Annotated in this window: 22 protein-coding genes; 5 read left to right on the plus strand and 17 right to left on the minus strand. The window is 39.3% G+C overall.

The genetic code is table 11. The features are described 5' to 3' along the window. Positions 1-153: 153 nt before the first annotated feature. From AC1M86_RS02305 to AC1M86_RS02345, 9 genes are all read right to left on the minus strand, one after another. Positions 154-948 carry an ABC transporter ATP-binding protein gene (locus AC1M86_RS02305; RefSeq protein ID WP_035264921.1) on the minus strand — a complete coding sequence of 265 codons (795 nt, stop codon included), beginning with the start codon at positions 946-948 and terminating at the stop codon, positions 154-156. An 8-nt stretch (positions 949-956) separates the two neighbouring features. After that, positions 957-1,754, minus strand: coding sequence for an aliphatic sulfonate ABC transporter permease SsuC (gene ssuC, locus AC1M86_RS02310; RefSeq protein ID WP_481586967.1), 798 nt, complete (start codon positions 1,752-1,754; stop codon positions 957-959). A 53-nt stretch (positions 1,755-1,807) separates the two neighbouring features. Then, positions 1,808-2,983, minus strand: a complete 1,176-nt coding sequence (ssuD, locus tag AC1M86_RS02315; RefSeq protein WP_092766595.1) for an FMNH2-dependent alkanesulfonate monooxygenase — start codon at positions 2,981-2,983, stop codon at positions 1,808-1,810. 21 nt (positions 2,984-3,004) lie between these two features. Beyond that, a complete protein-coding gene (locus tag AC1M86_RS02320) occupies positions 3,005-3,937 on the minus strand; it encodes a sulfonate ABC transporter substrate-binding protein (protein WP_228143083.1) in 933 nt (310 codons plus the stop codon). Between the two features lie 81 nt (positions 3,938-4,018). Continuing rightward, positions 4,019-4,993, minus strand: coding sequence for a sulfonate ABC transporter substrate-binding protein (locus AC1M86_RS02325; RefSeq protein ID WP_481591997.1), 975 nt, complete (start codon positions 4,991-4,993; stop codon positions 4,019-4,021). A gap of 363 nt (positions 4,994-5,356) precedes the next feature. Continuing rightward, on the minus strand, positions 5,357-6,709 hold the full coding sequence (gene argA, locus AC1M86_RS02330) for an amino-acid N-acetyltransferase (RefSeq protein ID WP_035264904.1): 1,353 nt from the start codon (positions 6,707-6,709) through the stop codon (positions 5,357-5,359). Between the two features lie 150 nt (positions 6,710-6,859). After that, positions 6,860-7,237 carry an RcnB family protein gene (locus AC1M86_RS02335; protein ID WP_035264902.1) on the minus strand — a complete coding sequence of 126 codons (378 nt, stop codon included), beginning with the start codon at positions 7,235-7,237 and terminating at the stop codon, positions 6,860-6,862. A gap of 179 nt (positions 7,238-7,416) precedes the next feature. Continuing rightward, positions 7,417-7,815: an RcnB family protein gene (locus AC1M86_RS02340; RefSeq protein WP_092766593.1), complete on the minus strand. Its 399-nt coding sequence runs from the start codon at positions 7,813-7,815 to the stop codon at positions 7,417-7,419. 280 nt (positions 7,816-8,095) lie between these two features. Beyond that, positions 8,096-8,251, minus strand: a complete 156-nt coding sequence (locus tag AC1M86_RS02345; protein ID WP_171076739.1) for a hypothetical protein — start codon at positions 8,249-8,251, stop codon at positions 8,096-8,098. Positions 8,252-8,471: 220 nt separating this feature from the next. Between AC1M86_RS02345 and dapB the strand changes: the two genes are divergently transcribed. After that, positions 8,472-9,293, plus strand: coding sequence for a 4-hydroxy-tetrahydrodipicolinate reductase (gene dapB / locus AC1M86_RS02350; RefSeq protein WP_035264896.1), 822 nt, complete (start codon positions 8,472-8,474; stop codon positions 9,291-9,293). A 55-nt stretch (positions 9,294-9,348) separates the two neighbouring features. Then, positions 9,349-9,999, plus strand: coding sequence for an START domain-containing protein (locus AC1M86_RS02355; RefSeq protein ID WP_481607154.1), 651 nt, complete (start codon positions 9,349-9,351; stop codon positions 9,997-9,999). A gap of 18 nt (positions 10,000-10,017) precedes the next feature. Here AC1M86_RS02355 and AC1M86_RS02360 read toward each other — a convergent pair whose 3' ends face one another. After that, the gene (locus AC1M86_RS02360; RefSeq protein WP_481607155.1) at positions 10,018-10,428 is read right to left on the minus strand and encodes a hypothetical protein; all 411 of its coding nucleotides are present in this window, start codon (positions 10,426-10,428) and stop codon (positions 10,018-10,020) included. Between the two features lie 94 nt (positions 10,429-10,522). On the opposite strand from AC1M86_RS02360, the gene AC1M86_RS02365 reads away from it, so the two are divergent. Beyond that, positions 10,523-11,965, plus strand: a complete 1,443-nt coding sequence (locus AC1M86_RS02365) for an aminotransferase-like domain-containing protein (RefSeq protein ID WP_035264885.1) — start codon at positions 10,523-10,525, stop codon at positions 11,963-11,965. A 5-nt stretch (positions 11,966-11,970) separates the two neighbouring features. On the opposite strand, the gene AC1M86_RS02370 is transcribed toward AC1M86_RS02365, so the two are convergent. The 7 genes from AC1M86_RS02370 to AC1M86_RS02400 all read right to left on the minus strand — a co-directional run bounded on the left by AC1M86_RS02370 (position 11,971) and on the right by AC1M86_RS02400 (position 16,112). After that, positions 11,971-12,540 carry a DNA-3-methyladenine glycosylase I gene (locus AC1M86_RS02370; protein WP_481607156.1) on the minus strand — a complete coding sequence of 190 codons (570 nt, stop codon included), beginning with the start codon at positions 12,538-12,540 and terminating at the stop codon, positions 11,971-11,973. Positions 12,541-12,558: 18 nt separating this feature from the next. Next, complete coding sequence (locus AC1M86_RS02375) at positions 12,559-12,804, minus strand: hypothetical protein (RefSeq protein ID WP_035264881.1); 246 nt, start codon at positions 12,802-12,804, stop codon at positions 12,559-12,561. Between the two features lie 29 nt (positions 12,805-12,833). Then, positions 12,834-13,370 carry a M23 family metallopeptidase gene (locus AC1M86_RS02380; RefSeq protein WP_481595690.1) on the minus strand — a complete coding sequence of 179 codons (537 nt, stop codon included), beginning with the start codon at positions 13,368-13,370 and terminating at the stop codon, positions 12,834-12,836. A 47-nt stretch (positions 13,371-13,417) separates the two neighbouring features. After that, a complete protein-coding gene (gene mutY / locus AC1M86_RS02385; RefSeq protein WP_481607157.1) occupies positions 13,418-14,449 on the minus strand; it encodes an A/G-specific adenine glycosylase in 1,032 nt (343 codons plus the stop codon). A gap of 106 nt (positions 14,450-14,555) precedes the next feature. After that, entirely contained in the window at positions 14,556-14,924 is a 369-nt protein-coding gene (locus AC1M86_RS02390; protein WP_265596980.1) for an HIT family protein, read from the minus strand. 62 nt (positions 14,925-14,986) lie between these two features. Continuing rightward, positions 14,987-15,724, minus strand: coding sequence for a dienelactone hydrolase family protein (locus AC1M86_RS02395; RefSeq protein ID WP_481607158.1), 738 nt, complete (start codon positions 15,722-15,724; stop codon positions 14,987-14,989). 229 nt (positions 15,725-15,953) lie between these two features. Beyond that, the gene (locus tag AC1M86_RS02400; protein WP_035264869.1) at positions 15,954-16,112 is read right to left on the minus strand and encodes a DUF1328 domain-containing protein; all 159 of its coding nucleotides are present in this window, start codon (positions 16,110-16,112) and stop codon (positions 15,954-15,956) included. Between the two features lie 190 nt (positions 16,113-16,302). On the opposite strand from AC1M86_RS02400, the gene AC1M86_RS02405 reads away from it, so the two are divergent. Both AC1M86_RS02405 and AC1M86_RS02410 read left to right on the plus strand, forming a co-directional pair. Further along, entirely contained in the window at positions 16,303-16,755 is a 453-nt protein-coding gene (locus AC1M86_RS02405; RefSeq protein ID WP_481591991.1) for a YcgN family cysteine cluster protein, read from the plus strand. 110 nt (positions 16,756-16,865) lie between these two features. Beyond that, on the plus strand, positions 16,866-18,050 hold the full coding sequence (locus AC1M86_RS02410; RefSeq protein ID WP_481607159.1) for a PQQ-dependent sugar dehydrogenase: 1,185 nt from the start codon (positions 16,866-16,868) through the stop codon (positions 18,048-18,050). Positions 18,051-18,135 lie beyond the last annotated feature (85 nt).

Consider the following 18,135-nt stretch of genomic DNA (forward strand, 5'->3'; position numbering starts at 1 on the left):
ATATTACTCATGTGGGAAATGCTGATCGAGAATATCTTTTAATTTAATTAAAAAAAGCCATTTATCAGTACGAAAAGTGTCTAATTTTCCGACGAAAATTAGACACTTCCATTTACCTTATTCAACAATTCAGAATGTCATATTTTGTATAGCTTAAGTTGAAAGTACGGCTTCTAAAACTTGTTGTTCAAGCTCTGCAAATTTGACATTTTTTTGTCGCGGTCGTGGTAAATCTACTTTGAACTGATGTGCGATATGACCTTTATCGAGCAAAATAATACGATCTGCTAACTGGACTGCTTCACTGACATCATGTGTCACTAAGATGGTGGTGAAGCCTTGTTCTAACCATAGTTTCTCGATTAGATTTTGCATGTCTAAACGCGTAAGCGCATCTAAAGCCCCCAAAGGTTCATCAAGTAATAGTATTCGAGGGGTATGAGACAAGGCACGTGCTAGCGCTGCTCGTTGACGTTGTCCACCTGAAAGTTGTGCAGGCCAAAGTTCAGCTTTTTCATTTAAGCCAACTTTTTCCAATAATGCTTCAGCCTTATCATGCTGGGATTTATCTAAGCCCAATTGCACATTTTTTAAAATGCTTTTCCATGGTAATAGGCGAGGATCTTGGAACATGACGCGGATGTCATCAGCGGTAATACCTTCACGAAAGTTCAGTGCAGATTTAAATTTAATCTCACCATAACTCGGTTGTTCTAAATCCGCGATTAACCGTAACAACGTACTCTTACCACAGCCACTTCGACCCACAATGGCAACAAATTCACCAGGTTCTATATGTAGGTCTAAATCCTCTAATACTTTAACTTTGCCATAGAACTTGTGCAGTTGTTCAAGATTGATTTCTGCACCGATCTTTTGTGGAGCTGATCTGGCATGATCTGGAATGACATGTTCATCAGCGAGATTTGAAATACTTAAATCAGTCATACGCATTCCTATTTTTGATAGCCTGGATGCCAGCGTAATAAATATTTTTCTAAGGCAACCGCGAGTACATCCGCTAATTTACCAAGTAGGGCATACAGTAGAATCCCAACTAAAACGACATCTGTTTGTAAAAATTCACGCGCATTCATGGTCATGTAGCCAATTCCAGCTTGTGCTGAGATGGTTTCAGCCACAATTAACAGAACCCAAACTAAACCTAGTGCGAAGCGCAAACCAACTAAAATGGAAGGAAGAGCACCTGGTAAAATAATTTCTTTATATAACTGCCAGCGTGTTAAACCATAACTCTTGCCCATCTCGATCAGCTGAGGATCTACAGATCGGATACCGTGATACGTATTGATATAAATTGGGAAAAACACGCCAATCGCGACCAAAAATAATTTGGCAGATTCGTCAATTCCAAACCATAGAATCACCAATGGAATTAAAGCTAAAGCTGGAATATTACGGATCATTTGTAGGGTCGTGTCGAGTAACGTAGAGGCTACTTTAGATGAGCCATTTAACAATCCTAAAAATAATCCTAAGCCCCCACCAATCAGCAAGCCAATCAGTGCACGTCCCGCACTGACTTGGACATGTGTCCACAGTTCACCACTAAGCAATAGATGCCAAAAAGCCAAAACCACTGCGGTTGGAGCAGGCAAGACACGGCTTTCTAAAATGCCAGTGACTGAAGCAAGTTGCCAAATCACAATAAGAAAAATGGGTACTAACCAAGGCAACAAACGTTGCCCCAGTTGTTTGATTCCTCGAGAGAGAAAACCTTCAGCTTTAACCACCTTGGTTTTACTCAACACGATAGAATGTTTTTGAGTTTTATCTACCGCTGTTGTCATGCCGGCTCCTGAACCTGATCTCCTTTTTTATTTTCTTCAGGAGTATAGTTATTCGCGACAATCTCACCAAAAGGACCAGTCAGATTAGGTTGAGTCAGTTTTTGGCGTGTTTCTAATGGCAGAAGAGGGAATACCAATTCAGCAAAACGAATTGATTCTTCAAGGTGCGGATAACCCGAGAAAATAAAGGTATTAATGCCTAAATCTGCATATTCTTGAATACGTGCCGCCACAGTTTCAGGGTCACCTACTAATGCCGTGCCTGCACCCCCACGGACGAGACCTACGCCAGCCCATAAGTTTGGTGACACTTCAAGTTTCGAGCGATCTCCATTATGAAGTTCAGCCATACGACGTTGACCAACAGAGTCCATTTGTTTAAATTTTTTCTGTGCCGCAGCGATGGTTTCATCATCAACATACTGAATTAATTCTTCAGCAGCTCTCCATGCTTCCTCGTTGGTTTCGCGGACGATGACATGTAAACGAATACCGTAATCTAGGGTGCGACCTTTAGCTGCCGCCTTAGCGCGGACATTTTCAATTTTTTCTTTAACCGCTGCTGGAGGCTCTCCCCAAGTTAAATAGGTATCTACTTGATCAGTTGCCAGTTCAACAGCATCATCAGAAGAACCACCAAACCACAATGGTGGATAAGGTTTTTGGACGGGTGGATATAATAATTTTGCATCATCCACGCTTAGACGTTCACCATGGAACGTGAAGCTTTCACCCGTATGAGAGCGTTTTAAAATTTCGCGCCAAATCGTAGTATATTCAGTCGCAGTTTTATAACGCGTTTTATGATCTTCATAGACGCCGTCACCTTTTAACTCTTGCTCATCACCACCAGTGACCAAGTTCAATAGAACACGGCCATTTGAAAGACGGTCAAAGGTTGCTGCCATACGTGCAGCCAGTGCAGGAGTGGTTACCCCTGGACGCAAAGCAACGAGAAATTTAAGATTTTTGGTGGCATCAATTAAACTTGCGGCAGTCAACCATGGATCTTCACAAGAACGACCAGTCGGGATAAGCACACCTTCATAACCTAGATTATCCACCGCCACAGCGATTTGTTTCATGTAGGCATGGTCGACAACACGTCCGCCTTTGCTTGTACCTAGGTAGCGACTATCACCATGAGTAGGAATAAACCAGAAAATTTTCATTACTTAAGTCCTTAATATGAGTTACTTACCAGTCCATACGACTTGGTTAATTTGTATCGGTTTAGGAATGATTTTGAGCTCAGCAAAGCGATCAGCCAGTTGTTGCTGATCTGCAATGACTTTCGCGGTTAAAGGTGCTGCATAAGATGGACGAGGTCGGCGCTGAACAAAGGTTTGGCTGACATTCGGCTTTAAACCTGTTGTTTTGGCAAAAATCGTTGCTGTAGTTTTTAAGTTCTTTTGAACCCATTGATCAGCAAGATTAATCTGTTCAATGACACCTGAAATCGCTTGAGGATGTTTGTCGATAAACTTGCCTGAAGCGAGATAGAACGTGTAATTCGGGCTCAGCCCTTGTCCAGTGGTCAAAACTTTTGCTTTATCTTCAAGTTCAGCAGCAGCGTAATACGGGTCCCAAATGGCCCATGCATCAACAGCACCTTTTTGGAATGCTGCGCGTGCATCAGCAGGACTTAACCAAATTGGTTTTACATCGCTCCATTGCAAACCTGCTTTTCGGACGGCTTGGACCAATAGATAATGTGAACTAGAGCCACGATGTACTGCGACACGCTTGCCTTTGAGGTGTTTAAGCTGAGTAATTTTGGATTTTTGCGGCACTAAGATTGCTGAAGAAAGTGGCTTCGCCGCCTCATAAGCAATGTAATGCAGAGGTTTGTTTCCTGCTTGCGCATAAACAGGGGGGGTATCACCTGTTGCACCAATATCCACTGAACCCACTGCAAGTGCTTCTAAAATTTGAGGACCACCAGGGAACTCATTCCATGTAATTTTGGCATTGGGAAATTCTTGCTCAAACAGTTTTTGCTGTTGAGCAATCACCAAATTTACGGAAGATTTTTGGAAGCCAATGCGTAATTCTTTCACTGAGGGATCAACAGCCCATGCAGCTGAGCAACCCAACATCGCACAGGCAAATAGCATCGTTGTCATTGAATGACTTGAGGTTTTAAACCAAGTGTGTGCTGTATTTGCTGATTGATATTGAGTCATGTTCATCACCTTTTCATGTTGTTATTTGGGTGTAGGCGCAATAATTGCGGCCTGAATATTGATTTTGTTTGGAATCAATTTCTGTTGATGGAATACATCGGCAACTTTTTGCTGATGTTGAGCAACTTCAGTACTAATTGGATAAACGCCGAAGCTCATACGTCCAATTGAGGTTTGAAGAATTTTGAAATCTAGACCTGTAGGCTTCACGAGCAGTTGAGCTGCTTCGTCTTTATTGGAAGCAATCCAATCTGATGCTTCATTAAGTTCTTGAACAACGGTTTGTATAATTTCAGGATTCTGTTCAACGAACTTACGATCAGCCATATAGAACTGGTAGTTATTGGCATTCCCTTCGCCAGAAGCGAGAACACGTGCGCCGATTTGATGCTCTGCCGCTGCAAAGAACGGATCCCAGATTACCCATGCATCGACTGCACCGCGCTCAAATGCTGCACGAGCATCCGATGGTGGTAGGTAAACCACTTCAATATCATCAAGCGTCAAATGATTCTTTTCTAAGATCTTCAAGAGAAGATAATGAACGTTAGAACCTTTGTTTAACGCTACACGCTTACCTTTAAGTTGTTGAATATCTTTGATGTTCGAATTTTTTTGAACAATCAACGCTTCAGCGCGTGGAGTCGCAGGTTGATTTGCGACATAAACCAAATTTGAATTCGCTGCTTGGGCAAAAATAGGGGGGGCTTCACCGACTTCACCAAATGAAACACTGCCGACATTCAAACCTTCTAACAGTTGTGGTCCACCTGGGAACTCTACCCATTTCACTTGAATGTTTTGATCCTTCAACGCGGCTTCTAATTCACCACGTTCTTTAATCACGGGCAGTAAGCCATACTTTTGATAACCGATATTTAACACTTGGGTTTTATCTTCTTTTTTTGAGTCGCAACCAGTGAGTAGCAAAGCACCTGTTAACGCAGAAGACAAAATGAGTGTTTTTTTCCAAAGATTAGCGTTAAAGCTGCTCATATTGAAAATCCTGAAAACTTAAAAATAAAAAAAATCAAAAAAATAAATGCGTCATGTAACGAGCCTAAGTTAATGAATTTTCTATTTCGTAAAAAATAAGAATTCAGGAATTCCTAATGAATAAAAAAGATAAAATTAAAAGAGAAAAAAATATCTAAAAAAATGCAAAAGGCTCAATCTAAGAATAACGATATTTTTGTTTCTAAATTTATGAAATATATAAATATATATTAAAATATTAAATTGTGATAAGGATATGATTTGTATGAATATATCGAATGATTGTGAAGATAGTTCACCTAGGAATATCGATATATAAAATAAAGATAAAGCAGTTCATAAGGGTGCAATAATAAAGCCACTTTAGAGTGGCTTTTTACAAACAATTGAGTTTCTTTGGAAATTATAAAGTGCCTGACGCGCTTGTGGTAAGTCATCCACCGATGCTTTGACAAACCCTTGTTCCAAAAACCAATGTGCGGTTCGTGTCGTAAGAATAAATAACTGTTGGATATTAGACTTTTTTGCTTTCTCTTCTAAATAGTGCAAGATTTGGCTACCACGATTTGATTTGCGGTAACTTGGATGTACTGCCACACAGGCTATTTCTGCAGAACGAATTTCATTTGATTCAGTTGGTATTGGATATAATGCTGCACAAGCCAGAACCATACCGTCACGTTCAATCACAGCGAAATGATCAATTTCATTTTCCAAGCGTTCTCTAGAACGGTATACCAAAATGCCTTCTTGTTCTAATGGCCGTAATAAACTGATTAATCCACCGACATCCTGAATCGTCGCTGTGCGGACTTCTTCATAATGTGCATCGGTGATCATCGTGCCATGCCCATCACGAGTAAATAATTCTTCGATTAATGCACCATCATGTTCATAAGATAATAAATGAACGCGGTTAACGCCATTTAAAGAGGCTTCCTTGGCATTTTGTAAATGCAATGCCAATTCATAATTTTGCTCTAAAGCAACGTCAATATGTTGATCTAGCTGATGCGGGGTCACTTCGCGCAACAACTGCTGTGGGCTTTGCATTAAACCTTGTTCGGAACCGAGAAAAATGAGTTTATCGGCACCGAGTTGGATAGCTGTTTTGGTCGCCACTTCTTCAGCAAGCAAGTTATAAACTTCACCAGTGGTTGAATAACCTGAGGGGCCAAGCAATACAATATTGTGATTGTCCAAATGTTTTTGAATCGCATCTGCATCGACTGAACGCACTTCACCGGTAAGTTGAAAATCGATACCGTTACGAATGCCATAAGGTTTAGCTGTTATAAAATTACCAGATACCACATCAATGCGAGCACCATACATAGGTGAATTTGCAAGTCCCATAGACAATAAGGCTTCGATTTGTAAACGGATTGAGCCTACGGCAGACATGACCGCACCTAATGAGTCACGTGTTGTTACTCTACGATGATTATGAAAAGGACTATCTAAATTCTTCTCAGCAAGATTTGCACTGATTTGTGGTCGTGCTCCATGAACCAGAATGAGTCGAATGCCGAGAGAATGTAAAAGGGCAATATCATGAATAATATGTTGAAAATTTGGTGATTGAACTGCTTCGCCGCCAAACATTAAAACGAAGGTTTTATTACGATGGGCGTTGATATACGGCGCTGAGTTTCGGAACCAATGCACATATTGCTGTGTCATATTTTGAGTTGTATCTATTGAGTCCGATTGCATGCATGTACCGATAGAAGCGGGAAGTGGTCATCAGATTCTAAACAAAAAAATGATTTTCCACACCTGCATTAAAATAAAGACATAAAAAAGCCCAAACTGAGTTTGGGCTGAGTGCAGGGAAGATCAATTTGAGAAGATCTAGGAATAAGCTTATCCGATGATACGCACGATGCGATCTGTACGCTCATTCACTAAGACATAGTCTCCATTAATTTTGTACCACTGCTGGTTACGCGCCGCTTTAGGTAGATTCTTCGCTTGACGATCACTTAACTCAAATTTTGAAGAGTTGAATTGACGTGGTAACTGTTGACCTACTCGCCATTGACGGCTTGGATTTACATTTTGGAAGCCACGATTTTGTTCATAGCGGTCATGTTGATATTTCCCAGGCTGACCTTTATTCCAATGCGCTGGTGGTGGAGTTGGTTTTGAATAGTGACGACCATCGTCATGTGGACCAGCCATCGCAGATGTTGCCAATAAACCACTCATTGCTAATGTAAGTACTGATACTAACTTTTTCATGTGGGATACCTCTAACTTTGTTATTTATCCGATATCGCTAAAGTACAAAATGATTTGAGATAAACCGTGGAGAGATATAGTCAATTTGTGAAATGTATGAAGAAGTGATGAAGATGAATGATTAGGATTGAACTCAACAAAAAACCCGACATGAAGTCGGGTCGATTTAAACGTCAAAATTAATCTTGCTGGATTTTCAAAATGCTATTGCTGTTTGAATCCACCAGAATAAAGTCATTATTCACTTTGTACCATTGTTGGTTTTTACCAGGTTTTGGTAGGTTATGATCTTTATATTCGGTTTTATAACTATTGCCACGATAGTGTTGAGGCATGACGTAGCCAGTTTGCCATTTATGTTGACGTAAACGTTTTACGCCACGCTCTTCTCTGTTTTTACGACGATCTTGGAACTCTTGATCTGATGAAGCATCATATTGAGTACGTTTCTCAAATCCTTTACCACGTTCACGTGAACCTTTATCTTGGTAGTCATCAGAGTAAGGAGCAGCATTGGCAATATTTGCTGTAAATATTGCACTTAAAGATAATGTCAAAACTGTCATAATCTTTTTCATATTCCGCCCTCGTTGACCTTATAAATTGGGGTTCACACTAATGTACTGAAAAAATGCAGAGAAACTGTGAAGATAGAATGTAATTTAGATTAAAAATAACGAGATAATAAGAACATATTTTAATAGGAATGAAAATAGAAACCGATGCTTTAGCTGAGCAATCAATGCTTTGAGCAATTTTAAATTTTGAATCCTAATATGATTTTTAAATTGTAAATATTTTAATAACACAGAAGATGATTTTCTTTTAAATAAGAAAAATCATCTGATCCGTTTCATCTCAGTGCCACTGATTATGATATTCCTGCAATTGTTGAATAGCTTCGATAATGATCCACGCAGTTTCGGCATGATCTAAACCTTGAACTAATGAAGCATCCAACTGTAACTGTTCGATCGTTTGGATCGTTGATAATTTTCGAGCTTGGTCTGCCATATTATTTCCTTATAAAAGTGTTGAATTTCATGGCATTGATCATAGTTAAAATTTATAAATATAAAAAACCGAATATTTTTCTAAATTTAATCTGATTATTCGATTAATGTTCGAATCAAATGCTTAGAAGACAGCATAATTTTTTATATCGATAAACTTAGCGTATGTATAGACTTTTGTTATAGTAAGAACAATTTTAAAGCAACACTAGGAATAGGTTATGTCTGTCGCTCCGCGTATTGGGATTTTAGGTGCTGGTGGCCGTATGGGTCGTACATTGATTCAAGCAGTTCAAGATGCTGGTTATCAATTAGCAGCAGCGGTAGAGCGTCCAGGCAGTAGCCTTATTGGCGCGGATGCAGGCGAATTAGCGGGTATTGGTACACTTGGTGTGAAAGTCGTGGGTGATATCCAAGATGTTTTAAATGATTGCGATGTATTTATTGATTTTACTGCACCAGTTGCAACTGAACAGCATTTGAAACTGTGCCGTGAGGCTGGTGTTGCATTAGTGATCGGTACGACGGGAATGAACGATGAGCAAAAAGCATTTTTAGATGAAAGTGCAACGATTGCTCCTGTAGTGTACGCAGCAAACTACTCCGTAGGCGTGAATGTATCCATTAAACTTTTAGAATTAGCATCTAAAGTCTTTGGTGACAGTGTCGATATTGAAGTGATCGAAGCACATCATCGTCATAAAGTTGATGCGCCATCAGGTACTGCTTTAATGATGGGTGAGGCGATTGCTGATGCATTAGGTCGTGATTTGAAGCAAGATGCTGTGTATCACCGTGAAGGGCATACTGGTCCTCGTGAACGTCAAAGTATTGGTTTCCAAACCATTCGTGGTGGCGATATTGTGGGTGAACATACGGTAATGTTTATTGGTGAAGGTGAACGTGTAGAAATCACACATAAAGCCACGAATCGCATGAATTTTGCTGCAGGTGCTGTACGTGCCGCTGCTTGGGTTGTAGGTAAAGCACCGAAAAAATATGACATGAAAGACGTTTTAGGCTTCAACGATATCAAAGTTTAAGTTTAAAAATACTGCGTGATCATCTAAATAATAATGTTAAATATGAAGAATAAAAATGAAGAAAATTTCTATGATCTGCTTGCTTGTCAGTGCCATTGGCCTGACAAGCCAAGTTCAAGCCAATGAAGCCTCACGACTCACCATTAACAAAAACAATATTAAAGTGTGGACGATACAAAATCCTGATCATCCTGTGTTGTCCTATCGTGCGGAAACAGTAGTGGATGCTTCACTCGAAAGAGCAGTTGCAATAGTTTTGGATGTAGAAAATGCAAAATCATGGGTACCCAATGTCGGTTCAGCACAGGTGATTTCTCAAGATTTGAAGCAAGGGGAATTTAAACTCTACATGGTGTTAGATTTTCCATTTCCTTTGAAAGATCGAGACCTGATTGTGCAAGGGAAAATGTATAAGGATTCAAAAGGTATTATTCATATTAAGAATAAAGCTTCGCAAACGGGAAAACCGAAGAATCCTCAGTATATTCGGCTGCAACACTATGTTGGAGACTGGAGCTTTGAACAGATTGGACCAAATAAGGTGAAGGTCAGCACTTCAGGATATGCGGATCCAGAAGGTGCAATTCCACAAAGTGTGACCAATATGTTTGTACAACAGCAGCCTTATCAAATGTTGCAAAAAATGAAAACTGAATTAGCAAAATCTCAATCTGCGCAGATATCGTTACCAGATATTTTGAAATAATGACTTTATATCAGTCATTTAATCATTTTTCAAAGTGTAAGCTGTAAATTGCTTTAACTCTGCTGCTTGAGGCAAATGAAAACTCAAAATTGGTTGCTTAGTCTTAGACGTCTGATCCAATAGAAAAACTTGATAGGTTTGTTTTTTGGAATCATCACATTGAAAATTTAAATTTTTTTGTGTGGGGCTATTGAGCTTGACTGCATGATCAGAAGACACGGTGTAGAGGTAAATTTTCTGCTGATCTGGAGATTCAATACTTTTTGTAAAACGATAATGACTGTTGTGCGTCACTTTCAAGAATCCATCAATTAACGATGTACAAATAAATTTTTGCTCAAGTGCAGCTTGTTCGATCGCATGCTCTGGTTGGCAAGCTGTCAAAAGTGTTACCAAGGGTAATATCAAATATAATTTATCGTTGTTCATGTGGCCTCCTGTGTTTTTTTAGCTGTAAGACCATCATAAATTTGCTAGGTTTATAGATACAGATACACACATTTTATAAAAATGAGCACAGTTCATGTTTCAGTATCAAATCTTAGCCAAACATATCAAACAGAAAATTCTGAGTGGAGAACTGTGTTCAGGACAGAAGCTCATTTCCCTTCGGCAATTTTCAGCATTACATGCCGTCAGTTTAAATACAGCAAAAAATTGTTATACATTATTGGAATCGGAAGGGCTCATTACTGTTAAAAATAAATCGGGTTATTTTGTTCAACATTTGAAATCCAGAAATGATTCGCCAGTATTGCCTTATCATCATGAATTTGAAGCTGAAGCAAAGGATATCAGTAACTTAGATTTGCAAATTGAAATACAGGAGTCTTCAATCAATAACCGATCAATTCATTTAGGTGCAGTACAAATCTCTCCAAATCACGTGCCTGTAGATGCAATCCGAAAGTCAATTCAACGTGCTTTAAAACACAGTCAACCAGAAGATTTCCTTTACAGTAATCGACAAGGGCATTTGAGATTGAGACAAGCTTTATCAGACCATTGGGCTGAAGATGGTTTTTATATCAATCCAGACGAGACTTATATCACCAATGGCTGTATGGCTGCGTTATCACTCGTGGTTCAGCTCTTGACCAAGGAAGGGGATGGCATTGTGATTCCAACCCCAAATTTTAATGGTCAATTACAGTTGTTAGGGACACTGAAACGCAAGTTGATTGAGATACCTGCAAATGTGGATGGTTTTGATTTAGAACGCTTAGAAAGAGCAATGCAGCACCCCGATACCAAAGCCTGTCTATTGACTGTGAATTATCAAAATCCACTAGGGTTTGAGCTTTCAAATCATGATAAACAGAAAATTGTGCAATTGGCTGAACAATATCAATGTTATGTGATTGAAGATGATATTTATGCTGAATGTAGTTTTAATTTACAGCGACCTTTACCGATCAAACATTGGGATGAAGCAGGCTATGTCATTTTATGCAGTTCAATATCAAAATCATTGTCGAGCGCATATCGAGTAGGTTGGTTTTGTTTACCGCCGAGGCTTAAATATTTGCATCGTCAAATTGTCATTCAAAATGTCAGTGTGAATACACCTTTGCAATTGGCTTTGGCTGACCTGATGTATAGTAGAGCCTATCGTGAGCATCTACTCCGATTAAAACCAAAATTAAATCATCAAGTTGATGCATATCGAAAAACGATATTAAACGCTTTTCACGGGATCGACATTGGGTTAAGTCAGCCGGATGGTGGTTATGTTTTATGGCTGCAATTGCCGACACATATTGATGGTTTAGAACTCTATTATGCTGCACGTCAACATGGTATTAACATTGTTCCCGGTGATGTTTTTGGAGAAGAACGCCGTTATAAAAATTATATTCGCTTAAATGCAGGGCATGAACTAACTCATGAAATTCATGACTCCATCGTGTTTTTAGCGGATTGGGTGAAACAAAAAATGAGGTCATCATCCCAAGCACCTTCTTAAAAAGATTATGGCGCTAAACTAAGCTTTTTAAAGCAGTGATTTTCATGATCATCAATCATTCCTACCGCTTGCAGATAAGAATAGATAATGGTTGGACCCACGAATTTAAAACCATTCTTTTTTAGAGTTTTAGACAGTTGCAGGCTTAATTCGCTTTGTGTTGGTGCTAAGCGATAGTCTGGCACAGAATGAACTTTGGGTTGATGCCCTACAAAACTCCATAGCCATTTGACCATATCAGGCATGATTTGGCGCATATTCAACCATGCTCGAGCATTATCTCGAATCGCCTTTAGTTTACCTAAATGACGAATTATGCCCGGATCTTGTGCTATTTCGAATAAATGTTCATCTGTAAAAGTCGCAATTTCTTCAATGGTGTATTGAAAGAAATGATATCGATATCGCTCGCGTTTTTTTAAAACAATAACCCAAGCGAGTCCTGCTTGCTGACCTTCTAAACAGAGCATTTCAAATAAGGTATGTTCATCATATACAGGAACACCCCATTCTTGATCGTGATAATTAATATAAATCTGCTCATCGGAGCACCAGCCACAGCGTTGAATCGTCATGCGAATGCTCCAGATTGATCAAATGGTAAAAGCAACCCACTGATCGTTTTGATTGTCCCAAAAGAACAACTCTGCTTGTTCTAAATCTGAAAAATTAATCCAGAAATCTTTACCTGCTTTGTCCGCAAACCCAGTGCTAATCAACAGAGCTTCTTCGGTAATTTCCATAATCCAGCCCTGATGGCTTTGTCCATTTAAGACAATACGTTGTTGATTGCCAGATTCTGCAAATTCAACTAGACGATTAATCAAGGCTTCTGACATGAAAACTTCCTAAAAATAAAAACTTTAATTTAACGTAAATAAGGGTATGGATTGACAGGGCCTCGACCGCGACCATCTAAGTAAATTCCATAATGTAAATGAGGGGCAGTATGTCGAGCATTACCCGTATTGCCGACATAACCAATATGGTCACCTCGTCGCACGAAGTCACCCTCATTGAGACCTTTTTTATGCTGATCTAAATGCGCATAATAATGCCAAGAACCAGCAGGTCCTAAAATCCAGATGACTTTCCCACCCAGTTTATTATCGCGCATACTGCGAACAATTCCATCAGTTGCACTATAAACTTTTGTACCACGAGGCGCCAAGATATCAATGCCTTCATGTGTTCGACCGTGACTTCGTGATGCACCCCAAGTGTCAGTGAGTTGTCTCGCTTTTACACCTTGTACTGGGATAGGTAATTTGCGGTCCAAAGGAAGCATATGTAAGCGAGCAACGAGGGTTGGATCAAGCGGCGTTTGTTTTGGAGGTTGACTACTGCAGGCGACAAGTAAAATAGCTACACTTAGGATGATGTAATGTCGCAAATACTTAGTCACTCGAACTCCTTGATATGATACAGCCACACTTATTTGAATCGACTATGTCACAAATTCAAGGCTGAGATCAATTTTTTCATCGCAGTTGGAATGCCCATTTCTGTTACAACTTGTGGAGCGAGCCATTCACCTCCTAATTCTGTTTGGAGGTATTCCATCTGGTCGAGATCAACATGGAAAATATGTGCATTCAGTAACCAGGTAAAGTGGGTGAAACTGTGTGAAATTTGAGTTGGTAATTGATTACTCACCAAACCATATTGCTGAGTCAATTGACTAAATTCTGAAGTTTCATCAATGATGGGTAAGGTCCATAAACCACCCCATAAGCCTGAATGCGGACGTTGTTGCCATAACCATGTATTTTCAGTACTTCGCAGTAATAAAACATCCGCAGTCTTTATAGGCACTGCTTTTTTTGGCTTTTTAAATGGTAACTCTTGTGTCAGACCCTGCTTTAAAGCTTGGCATTCTGACTGCATTGGACAGTACAGGCAAAGTGGTTTTTTAGGAGTACAAATTGTTGCACCCAAATCCATAATGGCTTGCGTGTAATCATGGTTGCGTTGTTCAGGACAGAGTTGCTCAGCTAATTCCCACATTGCACGTTCATGGACAGGCTTTGATAAATCATCTTCAATGGCAAAGAAACGTGCTAAAACACGCTTAACATTTCCATCCATTATCACGCCGTATTTGCGTAATCCAAGTGACATCAATGCACCAGCAGTTGATCTACCTATTCCTGGCAGGGCCATCCAAGCTTCTAAAGTCTCTGGAAAATGTCCATTTTGACTTACGATTGTGGCTGCTTTATGCAGGTTGCGAGCACGCGCATAATAGCCTAGACCTGCCCAGTAAGGAGCAACTTCATCCCAAGTAGCACGACCTAAATCGGTGACCGTCGGAAAGCGCTCAATAAAACGATCATAGTATTTCAGAACAGTTTTCACTTGGGTTTGCTGCAACATAATTTCAGAGACCCAAACTTTGTAAGGATCATCTGCGACTTGCCATGGCAGGTCATGTCGACCATGTACATCAAACCAATCCAGTAACGCAGTTGAAAAAGAAAACATGAAAATACCATTAATACAATCTGTGCTCATTATAACCAATCTAGGCAAAGACCTTTTAAAAAAGCATGAAAAAAGGCGCATATTGCGCCTTTTTGTAAAATCAACATTACTCTTGAATAATGCCCCAACGACTATCTAATTTAAGCGGTTGGTTTTTGTAACGAGGAATAATATGGATGTGTAAATGTTCCGACTCTTCATCGCCAAAAACTTTGCCATCATTAAAAGCGATATGAAAGCCTTCCGGATGATGACGGATTTTTAACTCGTTACGTGCCAGTTCTAACAACGACTGTAAACTTTTACGCTCTTTATCGGTAATTTCAAAAAAAGAACTCACATGACGTAAAGGAATAATAACGGAATGTCCTTTAGTCAACGGTTGCTGTTCTGGCAAAATCACACCGAATTCATTTTTATCAATCACATCATATTCATCGTGATTGCAATAAGTACATTGTTCACTCATCCTTATATTCCTCTTATATTTTATCTTCTTTCTTCAATAATCTTAGCGCTAATAAACTTTGAAAGTAATTAATCTAAGTGACGCGACAGTAACTCATACATCGCAGCTAAGCTTTTTTCCTCAGCTTCAGCGTTATAACCGAGATCTACACCATTGGCTTTTGCCCGTTCATCAGCTTGTGGATTGCTAAAACCATGTTTTGCATCCTCAAAGATAATGACCTCATGTGGCACCTGAGCTGCAAACATTTCTTCTTTAAATTGTGCCACATCATCTAGCGTGACCATGCTATCTAGCTCACCATGCAAAACCAGAATTTCAGCTTTTACTTGACCTTGTTGAGCAGGTGTTTGCGCAGATAAATTAGCATGGAAGGTAGCAACTGCTTTTAAATTCGCCCCAGATCGAGCAAGATCTAAAACAACTTTTCCGCCGTAACAAAAACCAATCGCAGCTAATCGAGTTGCGTCAACTTCAAGCTGTGCAGATAAAGTGTCTAACGCAGCTGTAGCGCGTTGTACAATTGTTTCAGGCTGTGCGAAAGTTTGCATCATCCACTCATTTGCTTGAGAAGCTTCAGTGGTTACCTTTTTGTCGCCGTACATATCAATGGCAAAAGCAGCATATCCTTGTTCTGCAAGTTCTCGAGCACGTTGTTCTGTATATTCATTACGACCCCACCACTCTGGGGCTACAATAATACCTGCAGCTCCTGAAGAGTTTTCAGGTGCGGCAAAATAACCAATCAATTGAGTACCATCTGCCGCTTTATACTGAATTTCTCTTGTTTGAATTGCTGAAGTCATTATTGAAAGTCCTTTCGTTTATGAAAATCAGCAAAGATTAAAGCATAAATGTTTTCCGAAGTGATGAATTTGCAATAAGAAAGTAAAATCAAATGTGAGAATTTATGAAAGATTGGAATGTATAAAACGCGTATCAATGAACAGATAAAAAGAAATAAAAAAAGAAGAAGGAGTACCTTCTTCTTTTCATCAATCTTGTGTTTTCAATTTAATCTAGTGATTTAGAACACTAGACTTTGCCTCTTGAGATAAAGCCTACAATTGCGAGAATCACTGCAATCACAAGTAAGATAATTGCGAAATCTTTAGATAAGCCTGCTACACCACCAAACCCTAGCAAACTTGCTATCAATGCAATCACTGCAAAAATAATCGCCCAACGGAACATTTTGATTCTCCATAAATTTTTATTAATGTTCATTCAGTATAAGAAAATAAACTGAGCAAAATGTATACAAAGGGTATTTTAACGTAGAGTATTGATATTCTTTAGTTAATCAACTGTAACTGAGATTGATGAAATTTTATGAGAATTATTAGTGATATACTGACTCAAATTTTTGATATTTAGCTGAATCATGAGCACATCTTTACGCCCTGAATTTTGGAAACATTATTCACTGTTTGAAATGAACCAAGCAGAATGGGAGGCACTGTGTGATGGTTGTGGTATGTGTTGTTTGGTTAAATTAGAAGATGATGAAACCGAAGAAATCGCATATACCAAAGTTGCGTGCAAACTTCTAGATTGTCAGACGGGGCATTGTTCAGATTATGAAAATCGTCAGGTGCATGTACCTGACTGTATTCAGTTAACGCCTGAAAAATTACAACAAATACGATGGCTACCTTCGAGTTGTGCATATCGACGTATTAATGAAGGTAAAAAGCTACCGAATTGGCATCACTTGGTGACAGGCAATAAACAAAGTGTGATTAGTGCTCGAAAATCTGTAGCAGGTCGTTGTATATCTGAACAGCTTGTTAATGAAAATGAAATAGATGAATACATCGTGCGGTGGGTACGCTAGTACATTCAATTGCTAGACTACACATATTTTGTAATATAAAAACACTTTTAAAATGATCATTGCCGTTTAATCCTTGAGACTGATATTCAAGGATTTAAAAAGGGAAAGGCATGTTAAAAGCTGCAAAACTGATTTGGATTGTTGGTTTGAGCGGAATCATAATGGCGTGTCATGCCAATCAAAATAAAGCCAGTGAAGCACAGAATCCGCAGGAATCAACAGTCAAAAACGAGAATTCAAAAGCTCAAGAACAACGTTATCAAGTTGAAAAAATTGCTCTATTTAATGAACCATGGGCGATTGCAACTTTACCAAATGGTCAACTGTTAATTACAGAAAAGTCAGGCATACTTAAGTTGTTTGACCCACAATCAAAACGTAGTTTTAACGTGGCTGGTGTGCCTCAAGTTGCTTATGGCGGACAAGGTGGGTTAGGTGATGTTTCGATTCATCCTAATTTCAATAATAACGCTTGGTTATATCTCAGTTATGCCGAAGAAAAAAATGGATTATTTGGTGCAGTGGTAATCCGAGCGAAATTGGATTTATCGAATATCGAAGCACCGAAACTGACGGATATCGAACGCATATGGGAGCAAGTCCCTAAAGTGTCGGGTCAGGGGCATTATGCACATCGTATAGTGTTTGACCAGCAAGCGAATTTATGGATTAGTTCAGGGGAACGGCAGAAGTTTCAGCCTGCACAAGATATGCAGTCTAATCTAGGTAAAATTGTATATTTGTATGATGATGGTCGTGCTCAAGAATCTAATCCATTTGCCAAACAAGGTGGTGTCTCAGCGCAGATTTGGAGTTTAGGTCATCGTAATCCTTTAGGTATGGCATTCGATCATCAAAATCGTTTGTGGGTGGCAGAAATGGGCCCTAAAGGTGGTGATGAGTTCAATCTTATTGAAAAAGGTAAGAATTATGGCTATCCAATTGTATCTAATGGTGATCACTATGATGGTAAAAAGATTCCGAATCATGAAACGCGACCTGAATTTATAGCCCCTAAACTTGATTGGTCTCCAGTGATTTCACCCTCGAGTCTGATTTTTTATAAATCTAACTATTTTCCACAATGGAAGAACAAAGCCTTAATCGGTGGATTATCATCGAAAGCCATTATTGTGGTAGATCCACAATCTGAACCTGTACGAGAAATTCAGCGCTTGGATATGGGGGTTCGAGTACGAGACTTGCATGAAGCAAAGGATGGCACAATTTGGGGAATAGAAGATGGACCGCAAGCTTATTTATTCAAATTAAAACCAAAACTCGAATCTGAGTAAAATGAAAAATGTTGAATAGTGATGGTTGTTTTGACTATTAATATTGGAATTTGACTATTACATAGTAGACTAGTCAACAGCACTT

Source organism: Acinetobacter sp. ANC_7654 (assembly GCF_056779855.1).

Bases quoted from the DNA above. Each gene is read 5' to 3' on its own strand.
- AC1M86_RS02370 (WP_481607156.1), bottom strand. From the start codon at position 12,540: ATGACGATTCAACGCTGTGGCTGGTGCTCCGATGAGCAGATTTATATT.
- AC1M86_RS02340 (WP_092766593.1), bottom strand. From the start codon at position 7,815: ATGAAAAAGATTATGACAGTTTTGACATTATCTTTAAGTGCAATATTT.
- AC1M86_RS02355 (WP_481607154.1), top strand. From the start codon at position 9,349: ATGAAGAAAATTTCTATGATCTGCTTGCTTGTCAGTGCCATTGGCCTG.
- AC1M86_RS02305 (WP_035264921.1), bottom strand. From the start codon at position 948: ATGACTGATTTAAGTATTTCAAATCTCGCTGATGAACATGTCATTCCA.
- AC1M86_RS02335 (WP_035264902.1), bottom strand. From the start codon at position 7,237: ATGAAAAAGTTAGTATCAGTACTTACATTAGCAATGAGTGGTTTATTG.
- dapB (WP_035264896.1), top strand. From the start codon at position 8,472: ATGTCTGTCGCTCCGCGTATTGGGATTTTAGGTGCTGGTGGCCGTATG.
- AC1M86_RS02375 (WP_035264881.1), bottom strand. From the start codon at position 12,804: ATGTCAGAAGCCTTGATTAATCGTCTAGTTGAATTTGCAGAATCTGGC.
- AC1M86_RS02325 (WP_481591997.1), bottom strand. From the start codon at position 4,993: ATGAGCAGCTTTAACGCTAATCTTTGGAAAAAAACACTCATTTTGTCT.
- AC1M86_RS02400 (WP_035264869.1), bottom strand. From the start codon at position 16,112: ATGTTCCGTTGGGCGATTATTTTTGCAGTGATTGCATTGATAGCAAGT.
- ssuD (WP_092766595.1), bottom strand. From the start codon at position 2,983: ATGAAAATTTTCTGGTTTATTCCTACTCATGGTGATAGTCGCTACCTA.
- AC1M86_RS02360 (WP_481607155.1), bottom strand. From the start codon at position 10,428: ATGAACAACGATAAATTATATTTGATATTACCCTTGGTAACACTTTTG.
- AC1M86_RS02405 (WP_481591991.1), top strand. From the start codon at position 16,303: ATGAGCACATCTTTACGCCCTGAATTTTGGAAACATTATTCACTGTTT.
- AC1M86_RS02320 (WP_228143083.1), bottom strand. From the start codon at position 3,937: ATGACAACGATGCTATTTGCCTGTGCGATGTTGGGTTGCTCAGCTGCA.
- AC1M86_RS02345 (WP_171076739.1), bottom strand. From the start codon at position 8,251: ATGGCAGACCAAGCTCGAAAATTATCAACGATCCAAACGATCGAACAG.
- AC1M86_RS02365 (WP_035264885.1), top strand. From the start codon at position 10,523: ATGTTTCAGTATCAAATCTTAGCCAAACATATCAAACAGAAAATTCTG.
- AC1M86_RS02410 (WP_481607159.1), top strand. From the start codon at position 16,866: ATGTTAAAAGCTGCAAAACTGATTTGGATTGTTGGTTTGAGCGGAATC.
- AC1M86_RS02395 (WP_481607158.1), bottom strand. From the start codon at position 15,724: ATGACTTCAGCAATTCAAACAAGAGAAATTCAGTATAAAGCGGCAGAT.
- argA (WP_035264904.1), bottom strand. From the start codon at position 6,709: ATGCAATCGGACTCAATAGATACAACTCAAAATATGACACAGCAATAT.
- mutY (WP_481607157.1), bottom strand. From the start codon at position 14,449: ATGTTTTCTTTTTCAACTGCGTTACTGGATTGGTTTGATGTACATGGT.